The following is a 25218-nucleotide window of genomic DNA, read 5'->3' as shown; positions in this document are numbered from 1 at the left end:
CCCTGGCGTCATCGTGGGGTGGGAGGCTTGGCGCGTGAGAATTGATCCTCCCGCGCCGGGAGCCCCTCGTCGTCCCCACGGGCCCCGGGATCCCGGGGACGCCTGGGTCGTCACCGACTCCGGGGAGAAGTTCTGGGGCGTCTACGGCGCCGCCGGGCTGCTCGCGGTGGATCCGCAGCGCGGCGTCCTCCTACAGCACCGGGTGGGGTGGAGCCACTTCGGCGGGACCTGGGGCATCCCCGGTGGCGCCCGCCACAAGGGCGAGACGGGCCTCGAGGGTGCCCTGAGGGAGTCCGGTGAGGAGGCCGGGGTGCCCCGGGACGCGGTGCGGCCGAGGTGTCTGAGCGTCCTCGACCGGAAGGTATGGAGCTACCTGACCGTCCTGGCCGACGTGGTGAGACCCTTCGAACCCAGGATCAGCGACGCGGAGAGCCTGGAGCTGCGCTGGGTGCCACTCGACGATGTCGCCGGCTTCGACCTGCACCCCGGGTTCAAGCGCTCCTGGCCGGCGATGAGGCAGTTGCTGCAGATCAGGCCGGTGCTGGTCGTCAACTGCTCGAGCGTGACAGATCCCGGCCTGGTGGACGCCGTGGAGCAGCGCGGGGTCGGCGCCGCACAGCTCGGGCTTCCGGGGACCGCATGGTTCCCGGAGGTGGTGCGCGTCGGCGACCGTCGTGAGGCGGTCGCCAGGGCGCTGAGCCTGGCGGAGACCAGTCCCTACGTGACGATGGTCGGCGACGACGAGGTGTTCACCGGAGAGCTCGTCGGGGCCGGCGCCAGAGTGAGAACAGGTGACTGGCTTGCCGAGATCGTGGCGGAGCGCGAGGCGGGGACCGGCATCTGATGGCCCGCCGGGTTTGTGCCCGCCAGTCGCTATGGGCTAGTGTTCTTTCCCGGGTCACGGAGTGGTCCATCGGGCTGTAGCGCAGTTTGGTAGCGCACTTGACTGGGGGTCAAGGGGTCGCAGGTTCAAATCCTGTCAGCCCGACGATGTGATGTCTCAGGACATCGAGGACAGCCGGACCTACGTTTCCGTAGGTCCGGCTTTCTTGTTGCCCGGTTATGGGCCGGGTGGGTGTCCAGTGGGTTGATCGTTCCTGATCGGGTCGAGGATGAGCTCACGGAGGAGTCCGCCAGTGATGGTGCCGCGATGCGGATGTCAAGGTCCTGGATGTGGACCGTTCCCAGTGCGGTGGACACTCCGCACCGAGTGGCACGGCCTCGCACACAAGTGACGACAGGAGGAGAATTCGTGTCCGACGAGATTCTTCCATCCCTCACACTCTCGATCCTCCTCGCGTGTGCCATTGCGACCATAGTGTTGGTGATCTTCGACGCGGTTCGGCTGCGCGGCAGGAGGACTTGGCGTCCCAGAAGGATCAGTGCGGCAGTCTGTGTGACTCTGTCTGTGGTTACTCATGCGTTTCTGTACGTCCCAACCCGCGCACCATCGACCGACGCCGAATGCATGTTCGACCCCGCGACGGAAGTGCTGGGCTTCCAAGGCTCCGACGAGGCCGTCCGCGAGGTGCCCGATGAGATTGACCGAACCAGCACTCGAGAGTGCGACACGGCCGCGCGGGAGCACGTCGCCATCTCATCGATAACGCTCGCCGGCAGCCTGATCAGTTACATCGTCGTCCGTAGGCGCGACCACACGGAGTGATGGAAGATTGCACGGTCCGATGATGCTTCAGCATGTTAGCCAGCATCGTCCCTCGGTGTGGTCAAACATGGGTGCGGTTTCGCGCGGGCTCCCGAGACGACTGTTGCTGTCTGAGCGAAGCTCGGTCAGTACGCCCAGCCCCTGTACGTGTTCCGATCGATGAACTCCAGGAGCGACTCACGCTTCAGATAACGCCGGTTGCCCACCTTTACCTGCTCGATGCCGCCTTGGGCGGCCAGCTGGCCCAGTTGGCTATAGCCGATACCGGTCGCTCGAGCCGCGTCGGCCAATGAGATCAGCAATGGTCCCTCGCGGTCGATCCGGAGCGGAGTGACGGTGCGCTTCTCTTCGACGCGAGTGACCTCGATCTCGGTGCCCACCGTCTTGTAGTTTGCGTACATCCGGTACGGATCCTCCTCCATCTGTGCGCGGATCTTCTCGGCGGCAGCCTCCTGGTCCGTGGCCGTGACGTACCTGGTCGCCATTTGCACGCGGGTGATCTTGACCTCGAACTTCATGTCGACCTCCTGCTTGTAGACAACGTCCTTGTTGAGCTTGAGCTTCTTCTGGACTGAGGCAGGCACATTGAAGCGCGGGTCCGCCGCCAGGATCCTGCGGACCACATCGGCATCCAAAGCCCCGCCGTTGGCGCTCACAACCACGCGAGTCTCTCTGCTCGACCGCCCGCGCCGCTTCCCAAGAGTCGTCTCCTTCGGCGCGCCAAGGTCCAGCTCGACGGTGTCGTGCGGCGGCTCTGGGAGGGGATAGCGCCGCAGCCGGAGACACTCAGCGGCCTTCTCGGTCCTCATGCCGGTCGCCCGCAGTCGGCAAACGTAACAGATGCGCTCGACTTCCGGGTCACTGTACAAACACCTTCCGCCACTGGTGCGGAACACTGGATCGATCAGTCCCAGACGTTCGCAGTAGCGCAATGTGTCGATGCTGATACTGGTCTGTCTGGAGACCTCGCTCACCGACCATTCCGGCACCGTCCTGGCGAGCGGCACGTCAAGACGCCGGGCCATCTCCGTCAAGTGGCCAACCGCACTGTCACTCACGTCCACCACCTCGCCATCTCTACTCACAACCGGAGTGTATTTTCTGGAGTGCACTCCAGATCAAGCCGGCTCAGGAGTTCGAGGGACACGCCGCCCGACTCCGGGCTCTGCTGTTGTGGCACTGGCACCGGGCGAGAATCGTCGAGCTCTCCAAGCAATCAGCACGAGACGTTGGCAACCGGCAGTGCAACTCTCGGTCGATCGCCGCGCGATGGCCTGCCGGCCGGTCGGGCGGTGATCATCCAGCCATAGTTGGGGCACCGGCGCTCAGCGCACTCGAGAAGGTCAGGACGGCCAGTGCCGCGATGATCACAGAGCGTCGGTTCCAGCGGGAGGTCGCACTTACCAGCGGGAAGATCGTGACGACGATCGTTCCGGCCCAGATCGACACGAGCAGGCCTCCCTGTGCATCGCTGAGGCCAGTCCTTCGCTCAGTTGCGGAAGTATCGCGGTGGGCAGCATCTCTGTGGTGACCATCATGAAGGAGACGCCGGCGAGGACGATCAGCGATTTGGACCTGCAGGACGCGGCTGCCGCCGATCATCCAACCTGTCCCCGGACGGTCGCCGAGCTGTTGGCACGAGAGCTGAGCGGTCTTGAGGGCCGCATCCAGTGCCTGAGTCAGAGTCGTGACACGATCCGCGAGTTCCTCATCCGGACAGAGCAAGCGGCGTTGCTCTCGGAGGCTCGCGCGGGTGAGGGTGAGTCCGACGCGGGAACTCCGACCTTGCTCGAGTAGGGCACCGCACCTGCTCGAGAGTCGCGGGCGGCGTTCAGAACGCCACGGTTCCGCTGATGGCGACATGCGTGCGGCCGCCGACCCAGATGCCGCGCTCGTCCATATCAACCATGACTCGGCCCTGCCTGCCCAGAGCTGTGCCCTGCCGGGCGAGGTACGGCGCACAGAGGCGTCCAGCGTCCAGCAGCCACTGCGCCGCCGCCGCGTTGAGGCTTCCGGTGACCGGGTCCTCTCGAAGGGGGCTGTCCCCGTCGGTGAAGAACGCGCGCAGCTCGATCCGTGCCTCCTCGCCCGGGCGGGTAGGTCCGATCACCCCGATGTCCCACCGTCCCGGGTGGTGCGAGGAGTCGGGTTCGAGGGAGAGGACCGTCTCGGCGCTGTCGAGCAGCACGCCGACCCACCCCGGCCCTTTGTCCAGCCATTCGGCATCGACCACTGCGGCAGGGTCCACGCCGAGCACCTCGACCACTGCCTGCAGGAGTTCTGGGGCGACGGGTCCGGAACGCAGACGTGGCGGGGCTGCAAAAGCCAGCACCTCTCCGGTGACGCGGATCGGGACGAGACCAGCTCCGCACTGCTGAACGATCGTCTCGGGCCTGCGCGGAGTGCCGCCGACGTCGAGCCATGCTCGAGCCGTGCCCAGCGTGGGGTGCCCGGCGAAGGGCAGTTCAGTGCTGAGGCTGAAGATGCGAACCCGGTAGTCGGCCCCGGGGTCGGTGGGCGGGAGCACGAAGGTGCACTCGGAGAGATTCGACCAGACTGAGAACGCGCGCAACTGCTCGTCATCTAGTCCCTCAGCGCCCAGCACCACAGCGACAGGGTTTCCTGTGTACGGTCCCTCACCGAAGACGTCGATCTGACGGAAGATGGTGGCCACGTCCAGAGGTTAACAGGGCACTGTGCTGATCCTGATGTCCTTGGCGGAGCAACTCGTGGGGCATTGATCTGGTTGTTGCTGCGGAAACCTGTGCGGATAGAGTTCCAGCTGCGAGGACGAGGTGCGGAGAGCCTTCCTCGGACCGCAATGGGAGCACGCCAATGAGACGACACGCGGCACAAGAAGCAGCAGCGCCGACTTGGGCAGACGCCGCTGATCCGGGCCTCACCCTCACCCCTGAGTTCGTCTCCGGGCTCGAACTGCTCGACAGCGGCAGCAACATGTTTCTCACCGGCAAGGCCGGCACCGGCAAGTCGACGCTGATCCGGCTCTATCTGGAGCACACCGACCGGCGCACGGTCACCGTCGCCCCCACCGGAATCGCGGCGCTCAACGTCGACGGGTACACGATCCACCGGCTGTTCTCGTTCCCGAAGGATGTCAGCGAGCAGGATGTGCGTGGCAGCTCCTACTATCCGGGGCGGTTCGCGAAGACGCTGGGCGAGCTCGAGACACTCATCGTCGACGAGGCCTCCATGGTGCGCGCCGACCTGTTCGACGCCATGGTCGCGGCGCTGGAGCGTTTCGGCCCGCATCCGGGCGAGCCATTCGGTGGTGTGCAGCTGGTCCTGGTGGGCGATCTCTACCAGCTGCCTCCGGTGGTGACCGAGGCCGAGAGTGCTTTCATCGAACAGCGATTCGGCACGCCCTACTTCTTCTCCGGGCACTCCTTCAGCCGCGAGGCCTTCCCCACGGTCGAGCTGACCACGGTGTTCCGTCAGATCGGCGACGACCGGCTGGTCAGGCTGCTGAACGGGGTGCGCGAGGGCGCCCTGCTCGAGGGCGCCCGGGCCCAGCTCAACGACCGGGCCGACCCAGACTTCGAACCCGATCCGGGTGAGTTCTGGCTGACCCTGGCAACCACGAACCGCATCGTCGGTGCGCGCAATCGCAGAATGCTCGAGCTGCTGAGCAGTGAGCCGACCGTGTTCAGCGCGACGGTGACCGGTGACACGGACGGCTTCGAGCATCCCGCCGAGGACGTGCTGCGGCTGGCCGTCGGCGCACAGGTCATGCTGCTGAACAACGAACCCGCCGGCCGGTGGGTCAACGGCAGCATCGGCCGCATCGAGAGCATTCGGAAGGACCAGTCCGGCCCAGTCGTCGAGGTGCGGCTGCGCGACGGCGACCTGGTGGAGGTGCGCCGGCACGTCTGGGACATCACCCGGCCGGTGGTGCACGGCGACCGCCTGGTGCACCAGATCGTCGGCACGTTCGAGCAGCTGCCGATGAAGCTGGCCTGGGCGATCACCATTCACAAGAGCCAGGGCCAGACTCTCGATCACGTGGTCGTCGACCTCACCGGAGGGACATTCGCCAACGGTCAGCTCTATGTTGCGCTCAGCCGGTGCACCAGCCTGGATGGGCTCGTGCTGAAGCGTCCGGTGCTGCCGAAGGACCTGAAGACGGACGTGCGGGTGCGCCGGTTTCTCAATGCCGCATCCGATGCAGCTGACGTGCATGGTCGGGGCAGGGTCTATGTCGCGACCCTGTTCGTCGGCACCGAGGGCGACCGGTATCGGCCCCGCCCGGTGGAGATCGCCGTGGCCACCGCAGGCGGCGACGGCGAGGAGGAGACGACCGTCGTCAACCCGACGATGGATCTCTACTCCGCCAAGACCGAGTACGGCATCACCACGCGGGACGTGCAGCTGGCCCCCCTGCTCACCGAGGCCTGGGCGGCACTGTCGCCGCTGCTCGCCGGGCGGACCCCGGTGGGGGTCGACATCGATCGCACTCTCGGGCTGATCGACTCGGAGCTCAAGCGCAACGGCATCGTGCAGAAGATGCCGCTCGGTGCGGAGCTGCCCGCAGATGCCCTCGCGGGTCCTGCTCGCGGCGGCGCGGATGGCTGCGCCGGGGCGACAGCGCTGACACTGGCCCGCCGGATGCGGGACGCGGGGGAGCGTCTGCTGCAGGAGCATCCCGATGCGCTCGCAGCGGCTGGTGTCTCGGCCTTTCCGGTCCCTGCCTGGGGGAGCGGCTATCTGCTCGCCCGCACGACCGGTGCCGGCGGATGCCGGGACGCGACGGGATTCACGGTGGGGGGCAACCTCTCGGCGCAGGACGATCCGGCCCAGGTGCTGGCGGATGCTCTGGCCGGCGCGTGGACGCGCGTCGTCGACCGGGACGCCGAGGTCGTCTCACGACTGCGTGACGCCGAACGCCACTTCGGCGTGCAGATTCTTCCCGACGGGTTCGAGGCGACCGGCCCGTTGGAGGCACGGGCGGTGCTTGTGCCGGGTGCCAGGGTCTGCTTCACCGGCGAGGTGGTCTCGCAACGCTACGGGGCGTTCGATCGTGGTGAGATGCAGCAGCTGGCGCTTGATCATGGGCTTGCCGTCTCGGAGAACATGACGAAGACCAAGACCGATGTCCTGGTGGTCGCCCAGCGCGGCACGCAGTCGGGCAAGGCGAAAAAGGCGGCTCAGTGGGGCAAACCGGTGCTTCCGGCAGATGCGTTTCTTGAGTGGGCTCGAGGGCAGTGATGGTGCGGTGGCGGGTGAGGCTCCGGAGGGCCATGTGCACCAGATGGTTCCAGGGTTGGGACTCCATCTCCCAGACGAGGCAGAGGACCGTGTTGGCGTCCTCGGGGTCGGTGTCATCCAGTACAGCGGGAACTCCGGCACCTGGTAGGTCCATCCCCGCGCCCATGCGTGGGTTCTCGCGGTCTCGACTCCTCTCGTGGCGGCTCGCCGTGGAAAGACGAGGTCAGGCCGTGTGGTCCGGGCTGGTGACGACGGTCCTGCCACGCATGCCGCTCGTGCTCAGCGTCGCGAGTGCCGTCGCGGTCCGGTCGAAGGGGAAGGTCGCGCCGACCGTGGTGCGGATCACGCCGGCGTCGACCAGCTCCGCTATCCGGCGCAGCTGGTCTCCCGAGGCGTGCATGAGCAGGAACTCGTAGGAGACGCCGAGTCTTGCGGCCACAGCTCGGGTCCTGTAACTCATAGCCGAGATGGCAAGACGCACCACCGGGTTCAGTCCGGCAGCCCTGGCGAACGCAGGGGTGGGCGGCCCGGAGATCCCGACAGCCACTCCGCCGCGCTTCAGGACCCTGAATGACCTGGTGAGGTTCTCCCCTCCCAGGGAGTCCAGCACGAAGTCGTAGCCGGAGAGCTCGCGCACGAAGTCCTGGCTGCGGTAGTCGACGACCACATCGGCGCCGAGGCCCCGGACGACGTCCGCATTCCTGCCCGACACGGTGGTCGCCACCTCGGCACCGAGGTGCTTGGCGAGCTGGATCGCGATCGCACCCACTCCGCCCGCACCGGCATGGATGAGCACCTTCTTCCCGGCCGTCACACCACCCCTCTCCGTCAGGGCCTGCCACGCGGTGAGCGCGACCAGCGGCAGTGAGGCCGCCTCCACGGTGCTGACGGAGCGCGGAGAGGGGGCGAGGTCGGCCTCATCGACCGCGATCCTTTCAGCGAGGGTGCCGATGTGCAGGTCCCGAGGACGGCCGAAGACCCGGTCCCCGACGCTGAATCCGGTGACCTGCGGGCCGGTGCCGATGACGGTCCCGGCGAGCTCATGACCCAGGATGACCGGCGTCCTGTAGGGCAGGATCGCCTTGAACTCTCCTGCCCGGAGCCGTTCATCGATGTGGTTGAGACCCGCCGCCTCCACCTGGACCAGGACGTCCCGGTCCCCGACCACGGGCTCCGGGACATCGGCCTCGTGGACAGGCTGCCTGTAGCCGTCGAACACAAACGCTCTCATGGTGCTTCTCTCTCCTTGAATCCACTCGCGTGCTCCGGAGCCCGCAAGAAACGGCGGTTCCATCACGAGGGTCGCCCTCCCCGACCCCGGGCGACTCCCGACAAGGGTCGATGAACAGACTGCCCATCAATAACGGGGATCAACTAGTCAAAAACTCAGACAGGCCGGGCTCGTCCCGGCTGGGGGAAGGGACCACCATATGTTCTGCTACCAGTGCGAGCAGGCCGACCGATCCGGCCCGATTCCGGGCCGCCCTGTTCCATGGCCGGTTCGCGCGGGGGGCCTGAGAGGCGGCACCGTCCTCGGCGCCGCGACCTGGCCGTCCCGGTCCAGAACCTTGGGTGTAGCCTCCATCTGCTTCGGTTTCTCCCGATACCGAGGGTATTGAGTCTCGATCACGGCGTCGATGTTGACGGACACGTCGAAGAATGGGTTCTGAGTGGTCATGTCGCTTCCTGAAGCATCCATCACGATCATTGTGGTGCTCGCTCTCCTCCCGATCATCTACTACGGAACCCTGCCGATCCGCGCCTACTCATACTTCCGGGGAAAGACCTTCCTGGACCGCCGGTCAAAAGTGGCGAAGCTGGTGTCCGAGTACAACGACACCGCCAAGTACGTCGTCTCCGTGAGACGCAGACAGACATTCGAGATCGGCGAGACGACGAAGGACACCTACTCCTACCCCACCCGCGACGAGTGCCAGGTGTTCCGGGTGGATCCTCCCCGCGACGGTGCCCTCGGATACGGCATGAAGCAGATGGTGAACTGTTCGCGCAGCATCGTGGACGGCGTCGCCCACGACCCGGTGAAGTACCTCACGAAGTACAAGTACTCCGGTTTCAGAGCCGACCGGATGGGACTGTTCACGCTCAGCAGGCTGCGCGACGACCTCGGCGTCCTCGAGTATGCAACACATATCCTCGCGCGCGACGAGGAGAAGATCCTGACGTCGATGGGCGTTCCCCGCTACATCATGAAGCACTTCACACCGACCCTCGTCGGCAAACTGGGAATCGTCCCGCAGTACTGCGACCTGCCGTATCCCGTCTTCGTCTTCGAGTACCGCAGCCCCGCAGGTCGCAGCGTGGACAGAGCAACGGTCACCCTCAACACGGCCCTGTTGGACAGTCTCATCTCCGAGGTGTCGAGACGGATCCAGACGGGCCGGAGCGCCGCCGAGGAGCGCTCCAGAATGACGCAGAAACTGCGGGACCAGATCAAGCGCCGCGACGACTACACCTGCCAGATCTGCGGAGTCTCCCAGCACACCAGTCCCAACCTTCTTCTCGAGGTGGACCACATCATTCCGGTCTCACGAGGGGGACACTCCGTGCCGGAGAACCTGCAGACGCTGTGCTGGCGATGCAACCGCAGGAAGTCCAACAAGGTGCTCACCGGCGTCCGCTGACCGGGGAGTCCCTGCGCGGGACGCACTCGGGATAGCGTGATCCCGCGCGGCCGGGCAGCCGCCAGGACCGACCCACCAAGGAGCGAGCGTGACAGAGTCCGTGCCGCGGGCACCGAGACGGTGGCGCTGGGCCGCATCCGACGACGGCGAGGCGCGCACCTGGTTCGCGATAGCCAATGACGGGATCATCGCCACCGCGGGCATCCTCGAGGGATTCGCCGGAGCCGGGGCCGGCGACCAGGTGCTCCTGACCGCCGCGGCCACCGCCACCATCGCGGGGATGCTCAGTGTCGGCGGAGCCGAGTGGGCCGAGGCCTCCGCCGAGCGCGACTCGCAGTTGAGAGCCAGCGAGGACGAGCAGCGCGAGATCCAGGACAACCCCGAGGCCGAGGCCCGGGAACTCACCACCTACTACCTGGACAAGGGGCTGACTCCCGAGGTGGCCGAGGAGGTCTCACGCCAGCTGATGGCACGCGATCCACTCAGCGTCCAACTTGAGACCGAGTACGGGATCAGGGAGATCCGCAGCACCGCGTCGACCCTGCGGGCGGGGGTGGGCGCCGGGCTGGTGCACGCGGTCGGCGCCCTCATCCCGCTGCTGATCTCCTTCTTCTTCCCGTCGCGGATGGAGTCCCTGGCGATCGTCGCGGCGGTGGTCATCTCCCTGACCATCACCTCCGTCCTCAGCGCCCGCCTGGGCCGGACCCATCTGAGGCGCACCCTTCTCCGATCCCTCGGTGTGGGTCTGGCCACGATGGCCATCAGCTACCTGGTCGGACTCCTGGTGCTGTGACCCCGCGCTGCGGGCCACCGATCGCCCCTGGCGTGAACCAGATGGGAGGTACAATCCGCGAACCGATGACTCTCAACGACATGAGATCACCCCTTGGGCGCTGTCAGGGCCGCGCACCAGTCCCGGTCGACGAAACTCTCCCGAGATGACCCCGCCAGGGGTACCGATGCGACGACAGGCAATGCGATGAGCGTCTTCAGGTCCACTCGTTTCGATGACAACTCCACGCTGGCAGAGATCCGCGACGATCCCGACACCGGGACCAGGAAGCTCCAGAGGGAGAGCGACCCCAAGGCCGTGGCGGCCGTCCAGAATGCCCTCTACGACCTGCACTGGGCGCAGAGATTCCCCCAGGAGAACCACTACCCGAGCCGCCTCAGGTTCGTCGACGGCGACTTCGGTCCGGTCACCGCGGCATCGGCCCTGGCACTCAAGACCCGCTACAACATCCGCTTTCCGCCCGACGATCCGAGGGGCGTCCTGGACGGCTTCGTCAGACCGCGCACCCTGGACCGAATCGACCGCCAGATCTCCCACCGCGACGACATGCGCGTCGTCATCATCTCCAAGGCCGGTGCCCTCCAGGACGCCGACGCACCGGTGAGGCTCTTCGACGAGGGGGAGGAGCCCCCGCCCCTGACCCCATGGCTGGGAACCGGCCCCTACCTGTACTGGTGGACCAACTGGGACGACCCGACCGGCACGGTGACCGGACTGATCGTCGCCGGTGCGGCCGATGACGTCTTCGAGGTGCACGGGCCGATCCTCCAGACCTGGTGGCAGGCGCAGGGGGCCGGCGGGCCCTTCGGACCTGCCACCAGCGATGTCGAGCCCGACGGCTCCGGCGGGTTCCGCAGCACCTTCGTCAACGGGTCGATCAGCGTCGACCCATCCGCAACGGTCACCGTCAAGCTGGGCCCGGTCGCCTACCAGCCTCCCGGCGACGATGCCGTCTTCGCCTGACTATCGGCAGTTCGACGCCTTCGCCGTTCCGGCGAAGGCCTGCCGCGTCCAACCCACCAGGTCGGCCGGGAAGGGGGACCCGGCGGCCAGGATGCCCATGTGGGTGCGCCCCGGATACTCCCGGAAGTAGATCGGCTGGCCGGCCGCGCACCGGTCGGCGACGAACCGGCGCTGCAGGGAGATCGGGATCACCTCGTCCGCGGTTCCCTGGGCGATGAACACCTTGCCCTGGAAGGGGCCCGAGGCCAGGTTCTGCCTGAGTCGGTCGGCCAGCGCGCCCTCTCCCAGGTCGGCGGAGAACACCGGCCGGTCGTGGGAGACGGCCGACAGGCTCAGCACGCTGACCAGGATGTCTGGTGAGCTCGCGCAGCGCCTCGCCGCCTGGTCGACCAGCACCGACGCCGCCGGGTTCTGGTACTGCTCCAGGCTGATGTCGGGATAGATCCGGGTGTAGGAGGCCGCCACATAGGCGGTGACGATGTTCGACAGGCTGGATCCGGAGGCCAGCACCTTGCGTGCGAGGTCGTAGGGGTCGCTGGCGGGGGAGAAGGCCGCGGTCGCGGTGATCGGCACGTCTGGGGCGTAGCGGGCGGCGATCTTGGCGGTCCACAGCGCGGCATGTCCTCCCTGGGAGTGGCCCCAGACCACGGTCCGGCGGGTCAGCGGTGTGAGCTCTCGGGCGGCGCGAACGGCATCCAGGGTGGATCGGGCCTCCGACTGCCCCACAAGGTAGGGATAGCGGCCCTCGGCGCCCTGGCCGGTGTAGTCGGTGGCGACGACCGTCCAGCCGTTGGCGAAGACCTGCTTCATCGCCGGGATCGCGGCCTCGGTGAGGGCGCTTCCGCCCAGGCTGATGGCGCAGTTGCGGGCGATGCCGATCGTCCCGTGCGCGATGGCGACCACCGGGTGGGGCCCGCTGCCCGGCGCCGACGGGATCGCCACGATGCCGCTGGCCACCGCAGGGCTGCCGTCGGCATTGGTGGTGGTGTAGAGAATCCGCCAGGCGGTGACGCCGTCCGGGACGTCGGTGGTGTAGCGCTGGCTGCGGATCAGGACGCCCGGATCGGCAGGCAGGCTCGCCGGAGTCCGGTAGAAGTCGGTGAGTTCCGGTGTGCCGGAGCGCAGTCTGAGGCTGCCGAGGAGGCCGCCGGCTGCCAGGGCCACCACCAGCACCGCGGCGATGACGCGCAGGACCGGTCTGAGAGCCGCTGGGCGCCGCGGGAACCGGGGTCTCTGACCCGGTGCGATGGCCCGCGCCACCAGCGTGATGCCGCCGACCACCGTTCGGACCGCGAAGGCCGCCCCGGCCAGCACCAGGGCGAGATCGGGCCACCAGGCCGCGACCACGCCCAGTGCGATCGCCGAGACGCCGAGCGATCCGGCCAGCACCCGGGCGGTGGGGGAGGAGGATCGATGCAGCGCCGCCCTGGCGCGCACCAGGCCCCAGCAGATCAGCGCGGCGACCAGCACGATGGGCAGAATCGCCATCGTCTGGCGAAGCAGCACCACGACGGCGACGCCGAGGAGGACCGAGGCCACCGAGACCGCAGGACCGATCCAGGCGGGCCGGCTCGCCCTTGCGGCACGGCGATCCGCCGATCCGGCGTCCCGGCGCCGACCGAGAAGATCCAGGACGCCGGTGAGTGCCAGGCTGACCGCCGCCCACAGGCACAGCACGGCTGCGGAGGACAGCGGTCGCGGCACGAGCAGGATCCCGAGCGCCAGCACCACGGCACCGGCCGCTCCCAACAGCCAGCGCGGCGCCAGGTTCACCAGTCGGCCCGGACCATCCCACAAGAGGTTCACCCCGCGAGCCTAGTGATCGCCCCCCGGATCCTGCCTCGGGCCGATCGAACCCCGCACTGGCGCGGTGATCCGTCCAGGTGCGAGATTGTCCCTGCCACTGTTCCCACAGCCAGGAGTCCTCCGATGCAGCGCCCTACATCGTGGAACACCGCCGGGTCGATCGCGGGCGCGGTGCTCGGCCTGGCCGTGGGGGTTTCTCTGGCCATCGGGGCGGTGGTCGGCGGAAGAGCCCTCGGGACTGCGGCGGGAATAGGGCTGGCGGTGGCGGCGTCCCTGGCTGTCACCGTGATTCCCTACGTGGCGGCCAGCAGAACCGACCACGCGGCAGTTCTCGGCCAGTTCCTCCGGCGGTTCATGATCGGCGTCAATGCCGGGATGAACACCGTCCTGGCCGGCGTGGTCCTGACCCCGGTGATCGGTGTGATCCTGGGACTTGTCACCCTGCTCGCCGCCGTCGACGCGATGGCCCTCAGTCCGAGATACCAGCGCGTGCTGGGATGGGCCAGTTGGCTGATGCCGATGTCGTGGGGAGCGACCGCACTCGGTGCCGCGTTCTGCCTGGTGAGCCTCGCGGCGGCGGGTGCAATCCTCCACCGATGGTCCAGAGCCAGGATCCTCAGGATTGTCCTGGACCCGACGGTGGGTGCCCTGGTGATCCACGGCGGCCTCATCCACGGCCCCACCGCATTCGACATGGGCAACATCGTCTTCGTGAACCCGGGCTACATCGACGAGTCCTCGCCGGACACCACCTGTGATGCCGTGGTGGCCCACGAGACCGGCCACACGCTGGCCGTCGCCGCCTTCGGACCGGCCTTCGGGCTGTTCGACCTCATCTACGAGAACCTGCTGGGGGCAGGAGCCCGGGACTACGGGGAGAGGATCGCCGAGAGCCACGCCAATTGTCCCGGGCGGTCCACGGTGCCGATGTGGGGACTGCCCGAGTCCGTCCTGGACTGTTCGCCATCGCTTCGGGCGTAGTTGCCGCCGATGACCGGGACAATGACGAGCCGATGGGGGAGGATGTCGGTTGTGAACACAGACCGCACTGTCGCCCGCCTGATCACCGAGTGCCTCCGACAGGAGGGTGTGGAGGTCGTCTTCGGTATTCCCGGCGAGGAGAACATCCAGCTCGTCCAGGAGATCCACGACGACCCCAGCATCCGGTTCGTGCTGGTCCGCCACGAGCAGGGCGCCTCCTTCATGGCCGACGTCTACGGCCGTCTCACCGGCCGGGCGGGGGTGTGCACCGCCACCCTGGGCCCGGGCGCCATCAACCTGCTGCTGGGGGTTACCGACGCCACCACCGACTCGGTTCCGGTGGTCGCGATCTCGGCCCAGGTGGGTCTCAACCGGATCTACAAGGAGTCCCACCAGATCGTCGATCTGGAGACGATGTTCGCTCCGGTGACCAAGTGGTCGGCGACCATTCAGCGTCCCGAGGCGGTGCCCGAGATGCTTCGCAAGGCCTTCGATCTGGCCCAGGCCGAGCGGCCGGGGGCCACCTATATCGCCGTCCCCCAGGACGTCGAGTCCGAGATCGCCGACGCCTCCCTGGTGCCCCTGGTCTCCCGGCCGACGCACCACGCGCTGCCCGACCCGGCCCAGATCGATGCCGCGATACAGGCCCTCCAGACCGCCCACTCGCCCATCGTCCTCGCCGGGCACGGAGTCGCCCGGTCCCACGCCGAGGTTCCGCTGCGCGAACTGGTCGAGACCCTCAACCTGCCGCTGGCCACCACCTTCCAGGCCAAGGGGGTACTGCCCGACTCCCACCCCAATGCGCTGGGAGTGGTGGGGTTCATGCGCCACGACTACGAGAACTTCGCCTTCGACAAGGCCGACGTCATCCTCGCCGTGGGCTATGAGCTCCAAGAGTTCGCCCCGGCCCGCATCAACCCGACCGGTGACAAGACGATCGTCCACGTCAACTGCTTCGCCCAGGACGAGGACGCCGACTACCAGATCTCGGTGAACATCGAGGCCGACGTCGCCGAGTCCCTCCGTGCTCTCACCGAGGCGGCGCGGGATGCCGGCCTGCGCCCCTTCAACTTCCCGCACGCCCCCATTCGCAGGCTGCTCCACGATGAGTTGCAGCGCGGAGCCGAGGACGACTCCTTCCCCATGAAGCCGCAGCGGGTGGTCCACGAGATCCGCTCGGCACTGGGCGATGAGGACATCGTGCTGGTCGACACCGGGGCCATCAAGATGTGGATGGCTCGGCTCTACCCGACCGAGGATCCGGAGACCTGCGTCATCTCCAACGGCCTGTCGACGATGGCCTGGACACTGCCGGGGGCGCTCGGGGCGGCCCTGGCGGTGCCCGACCGCAAGGTCCTGGCGGCGATGGGCGACGGCGCCTTCCTGATGAACTCCCAGGAGATCGAGACCGCGGTGCGCGAGCAGATCCCGCTGGTGGCCCTGGTGTGGATCGACGACGCCTACGGCCTCATCAAGTGGAAGATGGACATGGAGCTGGGACGCCACGAGGAGGTCGACTTCACCAACCCCGACCTGGTGGCCTATGCGCACTCGTTCGGTGCTCAGGGACACCTCATCACCGCCGCCGACGAGCTCGCGCCCACCCTGCGCGCGGCGCTGGACGACGGCGGGGTGCACGTCATCGCCTGCCCGGTGGACTACAGCGAGAACCTGGCCCTCACCGACCGGCTGGGGGAGCTGACCGTCCAGCTCTGAACGGTCCCGCCGGCACCCGCGGCGGGTCCGCCCGGGTGTCTCCGGATCAGCTGACGTCGCCCTCGTACAACCCGATGTGGTTGCCGTCCGGGTCGGTGATCAGTGCCCACCAGCTCTTCTCGTCGATGGGGCTCCTCGGCGTGACGACGGTGGCTCCCGCGGCTGTGGCCTTCTCCAGGGTCTCGTCGATGGAGTCGACCTCGACGAAGGAGCGCGGCTCGGTGAAGTCCTCGGTGCACGGGGTGAGCGCCCCGCCCGAGATCTTGTTGGGGGCCTGCCACATGGGGTAGGTCTCGAATCCGGGAATCGTGGCGATCTTCCATCCGAACAGGTCGGAGTAGAACGTCGTCGCCCGGGCGAAGTCGGAGACCGGAATCTCGACGTGGGTGATGTCTCCGTGAGCCATCTCAACCTCCAGTGGTTGTGTCAGCGGTTGACGCGAGATTCTGCCCGTCCTGGGGTCACCCCGGCCCGGACCGGGATCATGACAGCTCGGCCAGGACCTCTCTCAGCTGGTCGATCGCCCAGTCGATCTCCTCTGCGGTGATCACCAGCGGGGGAGCCAGACGGATCGTCGAGCCATGGGTCTCCTTGGCCAGCACTCCGCGCTCGGCCAGCAGTTCGCAGACCCGGTGTCCGGTCGCCAGGTCCGGATCGATGTCGACCCCGGCCCACATGCCGCGCACCCGCACCGACTGCACCCCGGCGCCCACCAGCTCCTCGAGACGCCGACCCAGCACCGCTCCCAGCTCGCGCGCCCGCGACTGGTACTCGCCGGTCTCCAACAGGTCGACCACGGCGATGCCGACGGCCGCGGCCAACGGGTTGCCGCCGAAGGTCGAGCCGTGCTCCCCGGGTCTGAGCACCCCGAGCACCGAGGACTCCCCGACCACCGCACTGACCGGGACGATCCCTCCACCCAGCGCCTTGCCGAGCAGGTAGAGGTCCGGACGCACCCCGGCGTTGTCGCACTCGAAGGTGGCGCCGGTGCGTCCCAGCCCCGACTGGATCTCGTCGGCGATGAACAGAACCCCGTGCTCGGCGGTGAGTCGGCGCACCTGGGCCAGGTAGCCCTCCGGAGGCAGGATGACGCCGGCCTCGCCCTGGATCGGCTCGATGAGGACGGCGACCGTCTCGGGGGTGATCGCCGCGGCCAGCGCCTCGGCGTCCCCGTAGAGGACGGTGTCGAAACCGGGGGTGAAGGGTCCGAAACCGTCCCGGGCACCCGGATCGCTCGAGAATCCGACGATGGTGGTGGTGCGGCCGTGGAAGTTGTTGGCGGCGACGATGATCCTGGCCCGGTCGGTCGGCACTCCCTTGACCCGATAGCCCCAGGTCCGGGCCACCTTGATCGCCGACTCCACCGCCTCGGCGCCGGTGTTCATCGGGAGCACCATCTGGGTGCCCGCCAGCGTGGCGAGACGCTCCATGAACTCGCCCAGCCGGTCGTTGTGGAAGGCGCGGCTGGTGAGGGTGAGCCGGTCGAGCTGGGCGTGGGCCGCGGCGACCAGTGCGGGGTGGCGGTGACCGAAGTTGAGCGCCGAGTAGGCAGCCAGACAGTCCAGGTACCTGCGGCCCTCGACATCGAGGACCCAGGCTCCCTGTCCCGAGGCGATCACCACCGGCAACGGCTGATAGTTGTGAGCTCCAAAACGCTCGGTCTGCCTGATGCAGGCCGAGGCGGAATCAGTGGCCATGCCCTCAAGGCTACGTGCCACCGGCCCCTGCCGGGCCGGACCCCGGGGACCCGGCCCGGGGACGGTCAGCTCGCTCGTCGGGAGACCTGGTGCTGCCCGACCAGGAGCATCACGATGGCCACGACGGTCAGTGCCGAACCCACGGCGGCCATCGGGACGGCATTGCTCGGTGCGTCGGGGATGAAGAACAGCGGGATCGCCATCAGCGTCGCCAGCGGTCGTGTCACCACGACCAGCCAGGTTCCCCGTCCGAGGCCGCGCCACGACCAGCCGCAGCCGATCAGGGTGCCGACCGCGAACACGATGGTGAGCACGACGACGAGGACCGGCGGGGTCGTCAGCCCGACGACCAGCTTGCCGACGATGTCGAGAGCAGCCAGGGCCAGGGCCAGCACGGTCCCGGAGCGCAGCATGCTGGAGGGGTGAGATGTGGAGACGGTCTGAGCAGTCATGGGAGGGGCTCCTGCCTTGATTGTGTGCCTTCGGCCCCGGATCTGCGAGGCTGACTCCATCCTCCTGAGATCGCGGTGTCGCCGGCACCGGGGCGGCACGGGACCGAGGTCCGTGGCAGCACGGAGATGGACCCGAACGGATCCCGTATTTCAAGACGCAGTATCGCTATTCGATACTTTCGACGGCGAGAACCGCGTCATTGCGTCATTCCTGAGTTCTGCATAGATCATTTCTTCCGGCACCTGTACTGTGCCGGACATGACTGAGCAGCAGGGCTACACGATGGCGGCACCGTCCATCATCCGCGCCTGTTGTCGAATGCGCTGACCCGCACACCGCCGCGCCGTCGGGGCTCCCTGTTGAAGGGTTGAGATCCCTGCTGTTGCACCTTCTTCTCGCTCGATCCCGCTCGGGAGACCAGTCATGTCTGTACCCATTGCGCTGGCCGTGGTGGCCCTTCTGGTGGCTACGTCGGCCCTGCTGGCCGTCATCCTCGCCCGCCACCGCGGAAGGGGCCGCAGGGTGCGCGGTCCTCAGCAGCTTCCCATCCCTGCGGTGGCCGACCGGCTCGGCCAGGTCGCAACCCTCGTGCAGTTCGGCACCGAGATCTGTGCCCCCTGCCGAGCCGCGTCCCGACTCCTCGCGCAGTTCAGTGCCCAGCATCCCGGCGTCCAGCACATCGAACTCGACACGGCCGCCCACCCGGACCTGGCGCGGCGTCTCAACATTCTCAGCGCCCCCACCGTCTTCCTGCTCGACACCTCCGGGCAGATCCGAGTGAGGTTCTCAGGACCTCCCACGACATCCGAACTCACACGTCACCTCGAGGCCGTCACGCACCCCGAAGGAGCCTGAACTGTCCACTGAACCACAGCACACGCCCACTCCCGGAACCGTGACGAGTGCGACGGCCGCGCACCGCAGCCAGATCGACGTGCGGGCCCCACGCTTCGGCGCCGCGATCATGAGCCTCCTGCTCGCCGTGGAGATCGTGCTCGCCCTGATCGGGGCCACCGCGGCCGCGCTCATCCTGCTCGCCGCGATCGTGGCGATCTTCGCCCTGGGGGCCCTGGACTCACCCCTGCACCCCTGGAGCGCCCTGTTCCGCACCATCCGACCACGGCTCGCCCCGACCACCGAGACCGAGGACGCCGCCCCACCCCGATTCGCCCAGCTGGTCGGGTTGATCATCACCGGGGCCGGACTGATTCTCGGTCTGATCGGGGTGGGGCCGGCGATCCCGGTCGCCGCCGCCCTGGCCTTCATCGCGACCTTCCTCAACGCCGCCATCGGTCTGTGCCTCGGCTGCCAGATCCACGGACTTCTGGTGAGGGCCGGAGTCATTCACCGCACGGCAGGAGCCTGAGTGCGATGACGAGCACGACGCAGACATCGACCCCTCAGGACAGCCTGGGTCTGGCAGAGCATCCTCTGCTGGCGGCCATCGGAGGCACTGCGCTGGTGGAACTCACCAGGGTGGGCACCGTGCCCACCGGCATCCGGGTGTTCGCCAAGACCGAGTTCATGAATCCCGGCGGCTCCATCAAGGACCGGGCAGCCGCGGCCATGGTCCTCGACGGCCTGCAGCGAGGTCTGCTGAGGCGACCGGGCAACGGGATCCCTCTCCGAGACGTGCCCACCATCATCGATGCGACCAGCGGCAACACCGGCATCGCGTTCGCGATGATCGGCGCCTCACTGGGCATCCCGGTGACCCTCGTGATGCCGGAGAACACCAGTCCGGAACGCAAACAGACGATGCGCTGCCTGGGTGCGACCGTCATCGACACGGTGCCCGCCGAGGACGGCTCCGATGGAGCCTTCGAACACGTCCGGGAGCTCGTGTCGGCCGAGCCTGACCGGTACTTCTATCCCAACCAGTACGACAACCCCGTCAACGCGCGCGCCCATGAGCTGGGCACCGGGGCGGAGATCTGGCGTCAGACCGGCGGGGCGGTGACCCACTTCGTCGCATCGATGGGGACCTCCGGGACTCTGATGGGGACCTCACGCCGGCTCAAGGCGGAGAACCCGGCGGTGCAGGCGGTCGCCGTCCAGCCGGACTCCCCGCTCCACGGCATCGAGGGCACCAAGCACATGGCCTCCACCATCCGGCCCTCGATCCTCGACGAGTCGCTCATCGACGAGGTGGTCACCGTCACCACGGCCCGCGCCTACGAGGTCACCAGGGCGCTGGCTCTTCGCGAGGGGCTGTTCTGCGGCATCAGTTCCGGCGCGAACGTCGCAGCCGCACTCGACCTCGCCCACCGGGGCGAACCCGGGACCGTGATCGTCACCGTCCTGCCCGACACCGGTTCGCGATACCTCAGCGATCACTTCTGGGAGCCACGATGATCACCATCACAGACGACCTGCTGGCCAGGATCCACGACCAGTGCCGATCCGCCTACCCCGAGGAGGGCTGCGGGGCCCTGCTGGGGAGCTTCCCGCAGGGGGACGGCGCCCGAACGGTCGTCGACATCGTCGAGATCGTCAACTCCCGGGAGGCCGAGGAGCAGTACCACCGGTTCCGGATCGACCCTCTCGACTACCAGCGGACCGATGAGGACGCCGCCCGTCGAGGTCTGGACGTCGTCGGCTTCTACCACTCCCACCCCGATCACCCGGCGGTCCCCTCCGACTACGACCGGGACCACGCCTTCCCCGGGCTCAGCTACATCGTGGTCGCCACCGCGGGAGGCCGGGCCGGTCAGGGCGAGGGGGCCGTCGACGTGCCCCGTTCCACGAGCTGGGAGCTGACTCCCGACCGATCGACCATGACCCAGGAGGCCGAGTTCAGCACCAATATCTGAGCGGGCCCGCCGCCACTCGAGCCGTCCCCGCCCAGCCGCCCCTTCACGTCGGTCACCCACATCGGCGACCGCATCAGTCACCACACAGCAAAGGAGCCATTCCGATGGCCATCGTCTCTATTCCCTCCGTGCTGAAGAGCTACACCGACCGTCAACGCCAGGTCGTCCTCCCGGGGACGACCGTCGCGGAGGTCGTCAAGGAGCTCACCAGCGCCTACCCGGATCTCGCACCTCACATCCTCGACGAGGACGGCACGCTGCGCGACTACGTCAACGTCTTCGTCAACGACTCCGATATCCGACAGCTCGATGGAGAACTGACCGCGGTCGAGGAGGACTCCACCGTCAGGCTGCTGCCGGCCATCGCCGGCGGTGCCCCCGACAGCGGCGAGGGGAGCCGTCGATGACCGCCTCGATCATTCCTCAGGACCGCATCGAGCCGCTCAGCCCCAAGGACTTCGACAGGTACAGCCGAAACATCCTGCTGCCGGAGGTCGGCATCGAGGGCCAGCAGCGGATCCGGGCCGCCAAGGTCCTGGTCGTCGGTGCCGGCGGCCTCGGAGCTCCGGTCGCGCTCTATCTGGCGGCCGCCGGGGTGGGCACCGTCGGTCTGGTCGACAACGACGTCGTCGACGAGTCCAACCTGCAGCGCCAGGTGATCCACGGCATCCGCGACATCGGGCGTCCCAAGACCGCCTCCGCCCGGGACTCGATCCGCGCGATCAACCGAGGGGTGCAGGTCGTCACCCACCAGGAGGCGCTCACCAGCGAGAACGCGCTGAGAATCCTCGAGCCCTATGACGTCGTCGTCGACGGCACCGACAACTTCCCGACCCGCTACCTGCTCAACGATGCGGCGGTCACGGTGGCCGCCGCCGCCCGGGTGACGTCGAACAGCTCCGGGCGCAGCACCGAGACGGTGACGGCCAGCGGGATCGCCAGATACATCGCGAGCAGGCCGATCCCGACCAGGTCCGGGGTACCCAGCACCAGGTAGCTCGCCCAGCACAGCAGCAGGGTGAGGGGCAGACTGAGTCCGGCCAGCAGGACCCACCGGAGTCTGCTGCGCTCGAGCCGCCCGCCGCGCCGGTACCGCACGACGGGGGCGGCGGCGCAGGCCACCAGCAGGGCGAGGAAGCCCAGCAGCAGTCCTGTGCCGATCCCCGTCAACGGTCCCGCGACGCCGGGCCACCGCCACTGCACCGCCACGAGGGCCATGAACAGCGCGACATCCAGGGTGATGGCCCATCCGACCAGTCGCCACCGGGGGCCGGCCAAACGTCCATCGGGGACCAGCAGCAGAATGATGGCGAAGGGCAGGTAGAGCAGCATCCAACTGCCGTCGAAGGGCCCCATCCGGTTCGGGTCGACGGTGTTCGTCGCGACCACGCTGAAACCGGCCAGCGACAACCAGCCGGCCAACCGGTGCTGGGGTTCCCGCCACCACACGAGTGTGGCCAGTCCCAGACAGACCGCCCCGAGCAGACAGGCCACTGCGAACTGCGGCCACGGGCTGGCGATCGATGCCACCGCGACGCCGATGGCCAGGCAGGCTGCCAGGATCCAGGCCGCCCCGACCACGATCATCGGCGACCTGAGCTGCCCGCGATCGAGCCCCGTGACCGGGACCCCCGCCACCGGAGGCGTTCTCATCTCAGCAGAATAGGACGACCCGGTGCCGCCGCCATCCGTGCCAGCACGCAGTCGCGCCGGGGGAGTTCCCAATCAGTGACTTGGCAGTCCCATTCATTGATTTGTCAGGCGGCCGCATCGGGAGAACGATGATGAGGCGCGTTGGGACAACTTGGGAACGGGGATCGTGCAATGGATCTGATGTCGGCGTCGATGGACACCTGGCTCCTGCTGGTGGCGGTGGCGATTCTCATCGGCCTGGACAAGTCATTCCTGCCCGGCGCCGGAGTGCTGGGGATCGGCTTCCTCGCCGCGGTGATCCCGGCCCGTCAGGCCTCCGGTATCACCCTGGCGCTGATCATCGTGGCCGACTGGGCGGCGATCTGGGCCTATCGCAAGGACGTCGACTGGCGGGCTCTGTTGCGGCTTCTGCCCAACATCGTGGTCGGCGTCGTGCTCGGGTCCGGGTTCCTGCTGGTCGCCGACAACGCCGCCACCAAGCGCACCATCGGCGTACTCATCGTGGCCTTCGTCCTCATCAACATCGCGGTGATGGCGCGCAACCGACATCGACGCGCCACTCCCGCTACGGCCCCCACAACTCCAGCTGCCGCCCCCACCACTGCCGATCACACTGCGGATCTCACGGCCGGTGATGACGGCCAGGGAGGACGCGGATCGGCGGGGGAGGGCGCAACCGCCGGGGGGACGACCACCGGTACCGGGACCCGGCGCCGGGTGAGCCCCAAGTCCCTGCTGTTCGGCGTGCTGGCCGGATTCGCCACGATGGTCGCCAACGCCGCGGGCCCCATCACCTCCCTGTACTTCCTGTCCGAGGGGTTCGCGGTGGTCCGATTCCTGGGCACCACCGCGTGGCTGTTTCTCATCCTCAACCTCATCAAGCTGCCCTTCTCACTGAGCCTGGGGATGCTCACCGGCTCCGACCTGCGGCCGGTGGCGATCATGGTCCCGGTGATCGTCGCCACGGTCCTCGTCGGTCGTCAACTGGCCAGGCGGGTCGACCGGAGGGTGTTCACCACCCTCGTCCTGATCCTCAGTGCGGTGGCCGGTGTGATCCTGCTGGTCTGACCCCCCGGGTCTGACAGAGTGTGCGGGTGAGGATTCTGGTCATCGGCGGGGGCGGGCACATCGGATCATTCCTGGTGCCCCGACTCGTCCGCGCCGGCCACCGCGTCACGACCATCACCCGCGGCAGCGGCGCCCGGTACACCGATGGACCCGAGTGGCGCGAGATCACCCGGGTGATCGCCGATGCGGGCCGCTGGGGAATCTCGACCCCACCGTCTGGTCCCGGTTGGCCGCCCCGCCACCGCTGCCGATTCCCGACGGGGGAACCCAGATGCTCCACCACGTCCACGCCGACGACGTGGCCCAGGCCTTCGAGAGGGCGGTGGACAGACGGCCCCGGGTCGTCGGTGCCGACCTCAACATCGTCTCCGGGTCGGCGATGAGCGCACGGGGGTTCGCCACCATCGCGGCCGGCTGGTTCGGGCGCTCGGCCGTGCTGGAGGACGTGAGCTGGCAACAGTTCCGCGACGCGACCAGCGCCGAGGACGCCGAGCTCAGCTGGCGCCACCTCCACCGCAGTCACTACGCCAGCATCGACAAGGCCCGCAGGCTGCTCGGATACGCCCCGCGGTTCGAACCCGAGGACGCCGTCCACCAGGCCCTGAGGTGGCTCCATGACCATCACCGGCTGAGTCTTCCACTGACATGAGGGCCACACCAGAATCCGGCCAGGTCGGTGCAGGCGGGAACCGGTACGCCGTCCTGCTGCGCGGGATCAATGTCGGCGGTCACCGGGGGATCCGGATGGCGGATCTGCGACTGCTGCTGGAGGACCTCGGCTACCGGGACGTGGTGACCTACCTGCAGAGCGGCCAGGCCGCCCTCACCGCCGCAGACCAGGACGAGCGGGCCGTCCAGGAGCGCGTCGCCGCGGCCCTGGCCGAGCGGTTCGGCACACCGGTCGACGTCCTCGTCGCCGGACACGCATATCTGCGCTCTGTCATCGACCAGTGCCCCTTCCCGACCGCCGACATCGAGGGGAAGCAGCTCCACGCGGCCTTCATGAACCGTCGGATCGACCCCGCACCCCTCGACCGGATCGAGAGCGCCGCCTTCGCCCCCGAGCAGTGCGCACTGGGCGACCGGGTGCTCTACCTGTGGCTGCCGGACGGCATCGGTCGCTCCACGCTGGCCCAGGCGGTGCTGCGCAGGACGGTCGTCGGCCGCGACACCGTGGTCACCGTCCGCAACTGGAACACCGTGACCCGGCTCGCACAGCTCACCGCCTGATACTCCAGCAGTCCCGGCGCACGTCGCCGGCCCGTCCGAGGTTCACACCGGGAGTCGGTGATGGATCGCGTACTGGTCGACCAGGACCCGGGCCAGCCGGGCGAGGCGGTCGCGGTCGCGCTGAGGCATGGCCGTCGTCAGCCGGCCGATCTCGACCCGGACCTCCTCGCGCACCTCCCGGACCAGGGACCGACCGGCGGGGGTGAGGGCCACGTGGACCGCGCGCCGGTCACCCGGCACCTCGCGGCGTCTCACCAGTCCTCGCCGGGCGGCCCGGGTCACCAGACCGGAGGTGCTCGACTTCCCCTGCTCCAGGATCGCGGCCAGTTCCTGAACGCCGATGTCGCGGTCCTCCAGGACGGCGAGCATCCGGGTCTGGGTGATCGACAGCTCCTGGGACTCGGCGAGTCGGCCGAGAACCGTCTGCACCGCGAAGGACAGCTGCACGACGGCGTCCACCAGGTCGACGTCCGGCGAGTGTCTCTTCTTGTCACGGGCTTCACTCATGACGCAA

At 68.0% G+C, this 25218-nt stretch carries 26 protein-coding genes, 1 tRNA gene and 1 pseudogene; 20 read left to right on the top strand and 8 right to left on the bottom strand.

The window, feature by feature from the left end:
* Positions 1-34 precede the first annotated feature (34 nt).
* The 3 genes from H590_RS14745 (at position 35) to H590_RS0103670 (ending at position 1666) form a co-directional block, all read left to right on the top strand.
* Positions 35-844 carry an NUDIX domain-containing protein gene (locus tag H590_RS14745; RefSeq protein WP_051238142.1) on the top strand — a complete coding sequence of 270 codons (810 nt, stop codon included), beginning with the start codon at positions 35-37 and terminating at the stop codon, positions 842-844.
* Between the two features lie 70 nt (positions 845-914).
* Positions 915-988: transfer RNA gene (locus H590_RS0103675), tRNA-Pro, on the top strand.
* A gap of 264 nt (positions 989-1252) precedes the next feature.
* On the top strand, positions 1253-1666 hold the full coding sequence (locus H590_RS0103670) for a hypothetical protein (protein WP_028702494.1): 414 nt from the start codon (positions 1253-1255) through the stop codon (positions 1664-1666).
* Between the two features lie 125 nt (positions 1667-1791).
* Here the strand turns inward: H590_RS0103670 and H590_RS17160 are convergent, their stop codons facing one another.
* Positions 1792-2751, bottom strand: coding sequence for a helix-turn-helix domain-containing protein (locus H590_RS17160; RefSeq protein WP_051238141.1), 960 nt, complete (start codon positions 2749-2751; stop codon positions 1792-1794).
* A 442-nt stretch (positions 2752-3193) separates the two neighbouring features.
* On the opposite strand from H590_RS17160, the gene H590_RS17155 reads away from it, so the two are divergent.
* The gene (locus tag H590_RS17155; RefSeq protein WP_126412595.1) at positions 3194-3463 is read left to right on the top strand and encodes a hypothetical protein; all 270 of its coding nucleotides are present in this window, start codon (positions 3194-3196) and stop codon (positions 3461-3463) included.
* A 34-nt stretch (positions 3464-3497) separates the two neighbouring features.
* Here H590_RS17155 and H590_RS0103650 read toward each other — a convergent pair whose 3' ends face one another.
* The gene (locus H590_RS0103650) at positions 3498-4340 is read right to left on the bottom strand and encodes a PhzF family phenazine biosynthesis protein (RefSeq protein ID WP_028702493.1); all 843 of its coding nucleotides are present in this window, start codon (positions 4338-4340) and stop codon (positions 3498-3500) included.
* A gap of 161 nt (positions 4341-4501) precedes the next feature.
* On the opposite strand from H590_RS0103650, the gene H590_RS19285 reads away from it, so the two are divergent.
* Complete coding sequence (locus H590_RS19285; RefSeq protein ID WP_028702492.1) at positions 4502-6889, top strand: AAA family ATPase; 2388 nt, start codon at positions 4502-4504, stop codon at positions 6887-6889.
* 223 nt (positions 6890-7112) lie between these two features.
* Here the strand turns inward: H590_RS19285 and H590_RS0103640 are convergent, their stop codons facing one another.
* On the bottom strand, positions 7113-8120 hold the full coding sequence (locus tag H590_RS0103640) for an NADP-dependent oxidoreductase (RefSeq protein WP_028702491.1): 1008 nt from the start codon (positions 8118-8120) through the stop codon (positions 7113-7115).
* A 481-nt stretch (positions 8121-8601) separates the two neighbouring features.
* Here H590_RS0103640 and H590_RS0103635 point away from each other — a divergent pair, with 481 nt between their 5' ends.
* The 3 genes from H590_RS0103635 (at position 8602) to H590_RS0103625 (ending at position 11287) form a co-directional block, all read left to right on the top strand.
* Positions 8602-9531, top strand: a complete 930-nt coding sequence (locus H590_RS0103635; RefSeq protein WP_161625997.1) for an HNH endonuclease — start codon at positions 8602-8604, stop codon at positions 9529-9531.
* 88 nt (positions 9532-9619) lie between these two features.
* On the top strand, positions 9620-10324 hold the full coding sequence (locus tag H590_RS14730) for a VIT1/CCC1 transporter family protein (RefSeq protein WP_036980902.1): 705 nt from the start codon (positions 9620-9622) through the stop codon (positions 10322-10324).
* Positions 10325-10510: 186 nt separating this feature from the next.
* Positions 10511-11287, top strand: coding sequence for an LGFP repeat-containing protein (locus H590_RS0103625; RefSeq protein WP_028702489.1), 777 nt, complete (start codon positions 10511-10513; stop codon positions 11285-11287).
* Here H590_RS0103625 and H590_RS0103620 read toward each other — a convergent pair whose 3' ends face one another.
* Positions 11288-13093, bottom strand: a complete 1806-nt coding sequence (locus tag H590_RS0103620; RefSeq protein WP_028702488.1) for a lipase family protein — start codon at positions 13091-13093, stop codon at positions 11288-11290.
* A gap of 123 nt (positions 13094-13216) precedes the next feature.
* Here H590_RS0103620 and H590_RS0103615 point away from each other — a divergent pair, with 123 nt between their 5' ends.
* Both H590_RS0103615 and H590_RS0103610 read left to right on the top strand, forming a co-directional pair.
* Positions 13217-14074: a hypothetical protein gene (locus tag H590_RS0103615; protein WP_028702487.1), complete on the top strand. Its 858-nt coding sequence runs from the start codon at positions 13217-13219 to the stop codon at positions 14072-14074.
* 51 nt (positions 14075-14125) lie between these two features.
* Positions 14126-15790, top strand: a complete 1665-nt coding sequence (locus tag H590_RS0103610) for an acetolactate synthase large subunit (protein ID WP_028702486.1) — start codon at positions 14126-14128, stop codon at positions 15788-15790.
* Positions 15791-15836: 46 nt separating this feature from the next.
* Here the strand turns inward: H590_RS0103610 and H590_RS0103605 are convergent, their stop codons facing one another.
* From H590_RS0103605 to H590_RS0103595, 3 genes are all read right to left on the bottom strand, one after another.
* Positions 15837-16196: a VOC family protein gene (locus H590_RS0103605; protein WP_028702485.1), complete on the bottom strand. Its 360-nt coding sequence runs from the start codon at positions 16194-16196 to the stop codon at positions 15837-15839.
* A gap of 76 nt (positions 16197-16272) precedes the next feature.
* A complete protein-coding gene (gene rocD, locus H590_RS0103600) occupies positions 16273-17487 on the bottom strand; it encodes an ornithine--oxo-acid transaminase (RefSeq protein ID WP_028702484.1) in 1215 nt (404 codons plus the stop codon).
* A 65-nt stretch (positions 17488-17552) separates the two neighbouring features.
* Positions 17553-17939, bottom strand: a complete 387-nt coding sequence (locus H590_RS0103595) for a hypothetical protein (RefSeq protein WP_028702483.1) — start codon at positions 17937-17939, stop codon at positions 17553-17555.
* A 424-nt stretch (positions 17940-18363) separates the two neighbouring features.
* Between H590_RS0103595 and H590_RS0103590 the strand changes: the two genes are divergently transcribed.
* The 10 genes and pseudogenes from H590_RS0103590 (at position 18364) to H590_RS0103545 (ending at position 24704) form a co-directional block, all read left to right on the top strand.
* The gene (locus tag H590_RS0103590; RefSeq protein WP_036980897.1) at positions 18364-18795 is read left to right on the top strand and encodes a thioredoxin family protein; all 432 of its coding nucleotides are present in this window, start codon (positions 18364-18366) and stop codon (positions 18793-18795) included.
* A gap of 40 nt (positions 18796-18835) precedes the next feature.
* Positions 18836-19306, top strand: a complete 471-nt coding sequence (locus H590_RS0103585; protein ID WP_028702481.1) for a DUF4395 domain-containing protein — start codon at positions 18836-18838, stop codon at positions 19304-19306.
* Between the two features lie 5 nt (positions 19307-19311).
* Complete coding sequence (locus H590_RS0103580) at positions 19312-20295, top strand: PLP-dependent cysteine synthase family protein (RefSeq protein WP_036980896.1); 984 nt, start codon at positions 19312-19314, stop codon at positions 20293-20295.
* Positions 20292-20753, top strand: a complete 462-nt coding sequence (locus H590_RS0103575; protein WP_028702479.1) for a M67 family metallopeptidase — start codon at positions 20292-20294, stop codon at positions 20751-20753. Before H590_RS0103580 ends, H590_RS0103575 begins: the two co-directional genes overlap by 4 nt.
* A gap of 104 nt (positions 20754-20857) precedes the next feature.
* Positions 20858-21160: a ubiquitin-like small modifier protein 1 gene (locus H590_RS0103570; protein WP_028702478.1), complete on the top strand. Its 303-nt coding sequence runs from the start codon at positions 20858-20860 to the stop codon at positions 21158-21160.
* Positions 21157-21750 (top strand): HesA/MoeB/ThiF family protein, encoded by a 594-nt coding sequence (locus H590_RS14725; protein WP_028702477.1) that lies wholly within the window; start codon positions 21157-21159, stop codon positions 21748-21750. Before H590_RS0103570 ends, H590_RS14725 begins: the two co-directional genes overlap by 4 nt.
* An 827-nt stretch (positions 21751-22577) precedes the next feature.
* Entirely contained in the window at positions 22578-23474 is an 897-nt protein-coding gene (locus H590_RS14715; protein ID WP_051238137.1) for a sulfite exporter TauE/SafE family protein, read from the top strand.
* 20 nt (positions 23475-23494) lie between these two features.
* A pseudogene (locus H590_RS19400) lies at positions 23495-23599 on the top strand (NAD-dependent epimerase/dehydratase family protein); the annotation flags it as partial.
* 101 nt (positions 23600-23700) lie between these two features.
* Positions 23701-24123, top strand: coding sequence for an NAD-dependent epimerase/dehydratase family protein (locus H590_RS18850; RefSeq protein WP_232020955.1), 423 nt, complete (start codon positions 23701-23703; stop codon positions 24121-24123).
* Complete coding sequence (locus H590_RS0103545) at positions 24120-24704, top strand: DUF1697 domain-containing protein (protein ID WP_051238135.1); 585 nt, start codon at positions 24120-24122, stop codon at positions 24702-24704. The genes H590_RS18850 and H590_RS0103545 overlap by 4 nt, the downstream gene beginning before the upstream one ends.
* Before the next feature lie 42 nt (positions 24705-24746).
* Here H590_RS0103545 and H590_RS14705 read toward each other — a convergent pair whose 3' ends face one another.
* Entirely contained in the window at positions 24747-25211 is a 465-nt protein-coding gene (locus H590_RS14705) for a MarR family winged helix-turn-helix transcriptional regulator (RefSeq protein WP_051238134.1), read from the bottom strand.
* Positions 25212-25218: the final 7 nt, after the last annotated feature.

The organism is Acidipropionibacterium jensenii DSM 20535, assembly GCF_000425285.1.
GTDB classification, from domain to species: Bacteria; Actinomycetota; Actinomycetes; order Propionibacteriales; family Propionibacteriaceae; genus Acidipropionibacterium; species Acidipropionibacterium jensenii.
The sequence above is the reverse complement of the archived record's forward strand: the minus strand, read 5'-3'. Positions and strand labels throughout refer to the sequence as shown.